This is a genomic window from Pseudomonas crudilactis (assembly GCF_013433315.1).
In the GTDB taxonomy this organism is placed as follows: domain Bacteria; phylum Pseudomonadota; class Gammaproteobacteria; order Pseudomonadales; family Pseudomonadaceae; genus Aquipseudomonas; species Aquipseudomonas crudilactis.
In genome coordinates this window covers 71265-78819 of the sequence record NZ_WXVV01000033.1, presented here as the reverse complement: position 1 = coordinate 78819, position 7555 = coordinate 71265, and the positions used below count along the sequence as shown (strand labels likewise).

The following is a 7555-nucleotide window of genomic DNA, read 5'->3' as shown; positions in this document are numbered from 1 at the left end:
CCCCACCCACCCCACTCGCCGTGTAGTAATAAAGCGCAATCGATCGCCGAGTGATGCCTTCCGGCGTAGTCAACGGCTCCGGATGCCCATGATTACTGTCCTTATCCGTATTAAAAATCACACACCGGTTATAAATCGGCAGCACCTTCTTCAGGCATTTCTTCATCCCCACATCCCAAAGCTCCAGGTTGCCTCCGTACGCCTCCTGCCAGTCCTCGGTCAGGTAAATGATCACGTTCAGCCGACGCTCAACATTGAGCTTTTTGTTCAGCCGAAAATCCGAGTGCACGCCGAGGAAACCGCCGGTTTTGGTTTCGTGCAGGCCGCCGCCGGCGAAGTAAGGGTCGGGGATCAGCCCTTGGATGCCGGTGAGTTTTTCGAGGAATTCCAGCATGGGTGCGGAATTGAAGGTGTTGAAGACGTTCTTCAGGTACGGGCTGCAGGCGTTGGGGCTGATCTGGCGTTTGAGTTGGCCTTTGTAGCCGCGCTCGTAGGTCTGTTCGTTGTTGGTTGGTTCGACCGGGAAGTGTTCGCGGATGCTGGAGATGACGTCTGCTTGCAGGAAGTTGTCGATGACGATGTGCGGGAATGGTGTGGCTTGGGTGTATTCGTGGGTCAGTGATTCGCCGAAAGCGCTGGCGGCGTTTGGGTCGAAGTCGAGTTCCGGGGTCAGGGTTATGGGGAGTGTTTGCGTGTTGGCTTGCATTGCCGCTCCAATTAATTTGACTGTTTTCAGGTCACGTCAAACAGGGCCTGGCGGTCGGCGCGGTGCCGCTGTTTGTTGGCTGATACGGTTGCGAGCAGGTTGCCATGTCGGCAATGACCTGCCGAGTGTCCTTTTCCTGAATGTGGCGCGGCGCTGTAACGGCATGTTTCCAGCTGTCACAAACGCGTCATATTTCCTCTGCTAATCTCCTCGACGCCCTGCCCTACACCCCAGTCCTAGAGCCCCCAACCGAAGGTGCCGCCAAGGTGTTTCCGTCTCCTGTTCGCCAGCAAATTATCCTGCGCTCCGACAACCTCCGTTCGGACGACTTCGGTGCACTGTTTTCGAAGTTGTTTGGTAATCGCTATGCGGACAATCCGCCGCTGCCGTCGAACATCATTATTGGCGGGGTCTACGGTCGGCACGATGGCGTGAGTTTTCGGCGGATGCATTACCACGGTGATTTCACCGTCGCTTTCCCCGATCCACAGGACGAGATCACCTTCGTCATTCCCACTGCCGGCAAGATCGTTTTCAACCATGCCACCGAGTCTATCGGTGTGTCGCAGGTTGGGCTGGCGATCGACAAGGCTGACATCCGCTCGATGCGTTTCTTCGATGATCACGCGCATCACGGGATGTCAATCAATCGGCATCAGCTCACTGAGCGGTTGTCGGCGCTATTGGATAAACCGATTCTGCAGAAGATCGTTTTTGAACCTAGCGTGAATCTGAATTCGGCAGCGTTTCAGGGGATCAAGGCGTTGATCGATCTAGCCACAGGCACTGAGTTTGATTTGTTGATCAACAGCGGGACGTTGATGCCGTCGCGGTTGCGCGAGATGTTGGTTGATGCGGTGCTGGAGGCTTGGCCGCATAACTTTTCCGAGGCGTTGCGCCGGCCCACGGCGATGGTTGCGCCGCGGCATGTGAAGTTGGCGGTGGAGTTTATTCAGGCGCATCCGGAGCAATTGGTTAGCGGTGTGGATCTGGCGCGGTTGAGTCATGTCAGTCAGCGGGCGTTGCAGGAGGGGTTTCGGCGGTTTGTCGGGATGTCGATTGTGGCGTATCAGCGGCAGGTGCGGCTGGAGCGGGCTTATGAGGTTTTGAAGCGGCGGGGTTCGGGCTCGGTGACTGAGGTGGCGTTGCGATTTGGGTTTAGTAATGTGGGGCGGTTTTGTCGGTATTTTCAGGGGGCTTATGGGGTGAGTCCGGCGGAGTTTCGGGCTCGGGGGTGATTGGGTAACAGGTTTGCAAGGTAACGTGTGGTGAGAAGATTTAGCTAACGTCGCACCGCGCCGATGGGACGCTAAGCGTGGGGATGGCACGCCGGCGCGGTTGCTCGAGCAGTGGGCGCGGAGGCGTTTGACCGAGTTGGCCAGTTGATTTTGCGGTAACTGCTTTCCCCTCACCCTAGCCCTCTCCCCGAGGAGAGGGAACCGAGCCGGGGATATTGAAGATCTACACCGACCTGAGAGTCTTGCTTTGAATCCATAATCGCCTCGATCTTTCAGGTCGATGCATGACGCAAGACGCCTCGGTCAGTCCCCTCTCCCGAGGGAGAGGGAGCCGATTGGTGGGCTTTTCAAAATTTGAGTTCGACTCGGTATGCCACGTCGGTGTAGCTCTTCCAATCCACGCGGTCAGTCCCCTCTCCCTTCGGGAGAGGGTTAGGGTGAGGGGCTTTGGATTGGCTGCTATTGGATGGAATCAAATTTGTGGGAGCGGGGTTGCTCGCGAATGCGGTGAGTCAGTCGGTTTGATGTTGACTGGTCTGGCGCTTTCGCGAGCAAGCTCGCTCCCACATTGGGTTTTGGGGTGTTTGTTGGATGGGGTCGTCCTTCCTTGACCCCGTTTTGTTTTAGAACGCGTAACTGGCCTTGAGGCCGCCGTTGAAGCCGTGGCTGTCGCCGCCGCCATTGGCGCCGACTTCTGCGCCCAGGCTCAGGGCGCCGAGGCTGGCCATGACGTTGACGCCGCCGCTGAATTGATCGCGGTTGTCGAAAGCGGCGCGTTGTTCGATATCGAGGCCCAGCAGGTGGCTTTGGCTGTCGACCTGGTTGTCACCCAGTGTGCGTTCGTAACCGACTTGCACGCCCGGCACCAGTTGCCATGCGCCCATCGCCACCGGGGCGAAGGCGACGTTGAGGTTGGCGACGGCGCTGCGGCGGGTGGCGCTGTTGTCGTCGACGTCGAGCGCCAGTTCGCTGCCCTTCTCTGTGAAGCCGTTAAGGTCGAGGTGGCTGACGCGAAAACCGAGGCTCGGCTCGAAAGTCATGCCGTTGACCGGGGCGCGGTAGCCGAGGGCGACGGTGGCGCCGCTGAGGTTGCCGTGGGTGTCGCCTTTCGCGGTGCCGAGGCCTCCGCCGAGATCACGTTTGCTGTCGTAATCGACGTAGCCGGCGCTGGCGTTGGCGTCGACGAACAGGCCTTGTTCGAGGCTGGTGAAGCCGTAGCGAGCGCCGACGTTGACGAAGGTGAAGTCAGTGTCGGCTTCGCCACCCGCGCCGCCGACGCTGCCTTTGCTGTAGCCGAAGCCGCCGCGTGCGCTGAGTTGTTCGCTGAAGCGTTGGGTGATGCCGACGATCAAGCCTTGGCTGTGTTCATTGCTGCTCTCGGCGTGCGCCGAGCCGTCGGTGCCGAGGTAGCCGGCGAGCGCGGTGGTCCAGAGGCGGTATTGGCCGACCTTGAGATCAGTGCCGCTGGCGAACGGCGCGGCGGCTTGCTCGATCATCGCGTTCTGGCGCAGCAGGTAGCTGGCGGCGTCAGCGTGCACCTGGCCGCCGACCTGGGATTCGACACCGCCGAGGGTGCCGGTGTCGATGGCCGATTGCAGGTAATAGTTGTAGGCGCTGTAGGTGCCGGACAGGCTGGAGTTTTGCAATTCGCGGAGCAATTCCGCGCCAGCAGCGGCGTTGCCAATCAACCCGGCCTGACCCGGCAGGCTGTTGTATTCGACCAGTTTGCCGCGCAGGACGTAAATGGTTTCCTGCGACAGGCCGAGGCCTTGTTTGAGGTAATTGTCCATGCTGCCGTATTGCGCGGTGACTTCGTCGAGACCGGCCTGCAAGTAGCTGGCCTGGACGCCGAGCAGTGGTTCGTAGATGGCAGCCATGCTTGGCGGCAGTGCTTTCAGTGTCGCGGCGACTCGGGCGGCGGTGTAGTCATTGGTCGCCAGATAGTTGGCCATGATGGTGGCGTTGTCGACACCGGCGATGCTCTGCAACACGGCGGCGGTCCAGCCGGTGCGATCCTTGCCGGCGGTGCAGTGGAACAGTTGCGCGGCGTCGACACTGGCGAGTTCATTGAACAGTTTGCCGAACTGGCCGTGCATGCCGACGTCGCTGACGAAGGCGCGGTTGGTCTGTTCCATCATGGCGATGGCGTCGGCGGCGCTTTTGAAGGAGATGTTGGTGATGGCCGAGCCGGAGGTGGTGCTGCCGATGATGTCGATGTTCTGGTAGGAGGCGCCGCCCAGCATCGTGTCGGGAGTGGCGGCGATTTCGCTGGGGGTGCGCAGGTCGTAGACGGCTTTGATGCCGAGGCTGTTGAGGGTCGCCAGGTCGGAAGCCGTCGGAGTTACCGCGTTGGCGCGGTAGAACACGCCAGCGCGCATGGTGCCGTCGTGAGCGGTGGAATACGCGGTGGTGGTGCCGGCGACATCGCGGAAATTGTCCATGCCTTGCAGGCGCGGCGTGTCGAGCGGCACAGGCTCGGCAGCATGGGCGGCGGCGATGGAAAGGCTCAGTACGGACAGCGAACACAGAAGACGTTGAAACACAGTGCAGCCTCATTGTTTAAGCGTTGGGCTGGTCACTATGGGTAGGCAAGTGATACTGAATATGACAGTTTCGCTTGAAATGGAAATGGCTGCGCGATCGGGCCGTGGGGTGCGCGATTGGTCCATACCAACCCCGAAAGCACGCTCTCAAACCGTTCACGCTGAACAGGCGCTACGGAAGGGTTGCTTGAGACCATCCAGCGATCAACTTCCAACTACGGCAAATCCTCTCAAAGAGATCTATGAAAATAGATCTGCTCCAGTAGCTCAACCGATACTGGCATTCTGCCAAAACTCAACTAAGTTAAATTCAGCCCGGGGTATCGACTCACTGAACAAGCCTCATCAAAAAAAGGAGTTTTTATGAAAAATCGATTACTGGCGCTTACTTTTTTATCGCTAACGATGATTTCCGGCTGCTCATCGCTGGGATTGGCAGAGCAAAAAGAGGCCAAAATAAAAAAGATAACTGCGAACGGCGAGTTGTTGATGGCTTCCATTCCGGCACAGTTACGAGGCGTCTATATAAGAAATGAATCATCAGCCAACACTTACACCTCATGCGCAGAGCCATTCTCCGACGTCGCTGCGTCGAGTTCTGCCCAGGCGTCACTTGAAGCTACTAATAAACTAAATGCAATTCTCAACAGCCAAGCCTCCAGCACGAGTGCAGAAGGGTCAACTCGTTCCATGAGTGCAGGAAGCAATCAAGATCTACAACAAACCGCGAATGGCGCTATAGATTTTGTCAGCACAATAGTTACTCTTGATGGTCGAACACAATACGTTCTCCTCGCTAGGGAAATGATGTTCAGAACTTGTGAGGCAGCATCCAATGGCTGGTTAGGAAACAACAAGGCTGAGACAGCAACCAATGTCAAGTCAGAGCATGAAGCGATTATTGCCGCGTTAACGAGCATGGTGGCTGCAGAACAACAAAAGGCCAAGGCGCAGTCAGATCAGGCTTTGGCAAGCGTGGCGAATAAAGTGGCGGCTGGACAATTAGATTCAGAGATACTGAAGCACATGTCATCCGCCTCATCGATTGCAAGTGATTCGCTCTCGAAACAGCTAGTTAGATGCATTGAGTCAGCAAAAGATGACAAATCAAAAAGCGACTGCGCCAAAAACTACGCAAGCCAAATGAAGGGCCTATAACTTCTAGCCCAAGGAGCCAAGCATGAGTACGTTCTCTGAGATCCTGGAAAAGGTTCGCAATAATGGTGATAAAATTTACGTCGAATTTTCTGGCGGAGTATATCCCGCCACAGTCACCATATTCGTCGATGACTACGTTCAGTTATTAGTCGAGTATAACAACCAGAAACTCAAAGTTCACAGACACTATACCGATGTAAGCCTGGTCGGCGGCTAATGAAAAACTTTAATTATATCTGCACTTTGAAAGCTACCCACTCACTTTAGATTCATGTCTATCAGGAGGACAAATCCTCCAAGGCTGAACAATGAAAAATCTACTGGCAATTATAATTCTGGCCCTTACAACCAATGCCTATTCGGCAGACTGGGGAAAATTTTCAGGACCATTGAGAGTGGAGTTCCTTCATTCCAAACACGATGTCAAGCTCTTGGGAGACTTTGCGTACACAGGCCCGGGACCTGAGAAAATCTTCTGGTTCGCTCCTAAAGGTACTGTTACAGACGGTGCGTCTATACCACAGATAGCCTGGTCGGTTGTGGGTGGACCACTTGATGGACAATATCGCAATGCAGCAGTAATTCACGATGTAGCGTGCGTAAACAGGAAACGAAGCTGGCAACAGACTCATATGGCTTTTTACACCGCAATGCGTGCAGCAGGTGTAGATATTACAACGGCAAAAACCATGTATGCAGCCGTCTACCATTTTGGTCCCCGCTGGGCGGAACCGACACATATCCTGCTACCAAGGACAAAATCAAAACTAATCACCTCAAAACTCGAGGAGTTCAACGCAGATCTGCCTGCTGGCAAAAAAGCAATATTGATAGATGAGGGGCGGACCATCAGCAGGAATGTATCCACTGGTTTTTTGAAGAGTGAGCAGGTAGATGAAGTGGTCGGAGCGGTAATTGAGGTTCAAGAACAACAACCTCAGCCGTCAAAAGAGGCTTTCGAAAAAATGAGGCAGGAAATCAAGGAAAAGAACCTGAGCCTCTCCCAAATTGAACAACTGCCCGTTGCTCGGTAACTGAAACAGAGCCAAACATGCGGCGACGCCTCCAATCAGGCGTCCAGCGCCTTGCGCATAAACACCCTGGCAAACCCATCCTCATTGGCGCGATGGGTTTGCTGATACCCGAGCTTTTCATAGATGGCGATGTTCTCGACCATCCGTTCATGGGTGTAGAGCCGCACCGCTTCGCAGCCCAGTGTCAACGCATGTTCTTCACAATACGCCATCAGCTGTTTGCCGAAACCGTTGCCCTTGTGACTTGGCGAAACGGCGACGTTGACCAGCAGCAGCTCCGTTCCCTCTTGGCTCGTTACCAGTACGCCGACGATTTCATCGTTGTCAGTCAGCACAAAAGCATCGTTCTGCTCGATTACCTGCCGATAGTCATCAAGCATCGGCGAAGGTTCTCTGCCGATCCGGGCGATGTAGGGTGAGTAGGCTTTGTTGACGAGAGCGGCGATGGCTTCAGCATCGTTCGGTTGAGCGCGGCGCAGGGTAGGCAAGGCTTGTCCTCCAGGCGAACAATGCGGTGTGCGCTCAGCATGCGATGGATCGCGGCCGTTGCCAACGTCTGCATCACGCTTCAGTTAGTTTGGCTGACAACCTTGATGTCCGTTATCCCTACCCGCTCGGCATGTTCAAGAATCTGCTCGGGGGTCGAATCCGCTGTGGGCATGATCAAACTGTTTTCCGCATCGCCCACATGCAGCTCCAGCAGATGCATCGCGGCCTCGTGCTTGGCCAACTGCTGCTCCTTGAGTTCAAGCAGAAAAGTCCGAGGCTCGCCGTTGAATCGATATTCGATGTGATAGGTGTACATGATGTCATCCGCGTCAGTAGAAAAAGGCAACTGATTATCCTGACGCAGTGGTCAGTTTTTAGTTCAAATTG

8 protein-coding genes are annotated in these 7555 nt (G+C 55.6%); 4 read left to right on the top strand and 4 right to left on the bottom strand.

The genetic code is table 11. The annotated features are described in order from the left end of the window. The coding region (locus GTU76_RS27805) for a 2OG-Fe(II) oxygenase (RefSeq protein ID WP_180700066.1) at positions 1-706 on the bottom strand (706 nt) is incomplete at its 3' end. A gap of 266 nt (positions 707-972) precedes the next feature. Between GTU76_RS27805 and GTU76_RS27800 the strand changes: the two genes are divergently transcribed. Further along, a complete protein-coding gene (locus GTU76_RS27800; protein WP_016987918.1) occupies positions 973-1944 on the top strand; it encodes a helix-turn-helix domain-containing protein in 972 nt (323 codons plus the stop codon). A gap of 623 nt (positions 1945-2567) precedes the next feature. On the opposite strand, the gene GTU76_RS27795 is transcribed toward GTU76_RS27800, so the two are convergent. Beyond that, positions 2568-4487 (bottom strand): tyrosine-protein phosphatase, encoded by a 1920-nt coding sequence (locus GTU76_RS27795; protein ID WP_180700065.1) that lies wholly within the window; start codon positions 4485-4487, stop codon positions 2568-2570. Between the two features lie 363 nt (positions 4488-4850). On the opposite strand from GTU76_RS27795, the gene GTU76_RS27790 reads away from it, so the two are divergent. The 3 genes from GTU76_RS27790 to GTU76_RS27780 all read left to right on the top strand — a co-directional run bounded on the left by GTU76_RS27790 (position 4851) and on the right by GTU76_RS27780 (position 6679). Then, entirely contained in the window at positions 4851-5645 is a 795-nt protein-coding gene (locus tag GTU76_RS27790) for a hypothetical protein (protein WP_180700064.1), read from the top strand. Between the two features lie 22 nt (positions 5646-5667). Beyond that, positions 5668-5862 carry a hypothetical protein gene (locus GTU76_RS27785; protein WP_016984893.1) on the top strand — a complete coding sequence of 65 codons (195 nt, stop codon included), beginning with the start codon at positions 5668-5670 and terminating at the stop codon, positions 5860-5862. A gap of 91 nt (positions 5863-5953) precedes the next feature. Then, positions 5954-6679 (top strand): DUF1353 domain-containing protein, encoded by a 726-nt coding sequence (locus GTU76_RS27780; RefSeq protein WP_016984892.1) that lies wholly within the window; start codon positions 5954-5956, stop codon positions 6677-6679. 35 nt (positions 6680-6714) lie between these two features. Here GTU76_RS27780 and GTU76_RS27775 read toward each other — a convergent pair whose 3' ends face one another. Both GTU76_RS27775 and GTU76_RS27770 read right to left on the bottom strand, forming a co-directional pair. After that, the gene (locus tag GTU76_RS27775; RefSeq protein ID WP_016984891.1) at positions 6715-7167 is read right to left on the bottom strand and encodes a GNAT family N-acetyltransferase; all 453 of its coding nucleotides are present in this window, start codon (positions 7165-7167) and stop codon (positions 6715-6717) included. A gap of 80 nt (positions 7168-7247) precedes the next feature. Continuing rightward, positions 7248-7484: a hypothetical protein gene (locus GTU76_RS27770; RefSeq protein ID WP_246376160.1), complete on the bottom strand. Its 237-nt coding sequence runs from the start codon at positions 7482-7484 to the stop codon at positions 7248-7250. Between the last annotated feature and the right edge of the window lie 71 nt (positions 7485-7555).

What these genes read in the sequence shown, in the direction of transcription:
- GTU76_RS27770 (WP_246376160.1), bottom strand. Translation starts at nt 7,484, where the DNA reads ATGTACACCTATCACATCGAATATCGATTCAACGGCGAGCCTCGGACT.
- GTU76_RS27790 (WP_180700064.1), top strand. Translation starts at nt 4,851, where the DNA reads ATGAAAAATCGATTACTGGCGCTTACTTTTTTATCGCTAACGATGATT.
- GTU76_RS27780 (WP_016984892.1), top strand. Translation starts at nt 5,954, where the DNA reads ATGAAAAATCTACTGGCAATTATAATTCTGGCCCTTACAACCAATGCC.
- GTU76_RS27785 (WP_016984893.1), top strand. Translation starts at nt 5,668, where the DNA reads ATGAGTACGTTCTCTGAGATCCTGGAAAAGGTTCGCAATAATGGTGAT.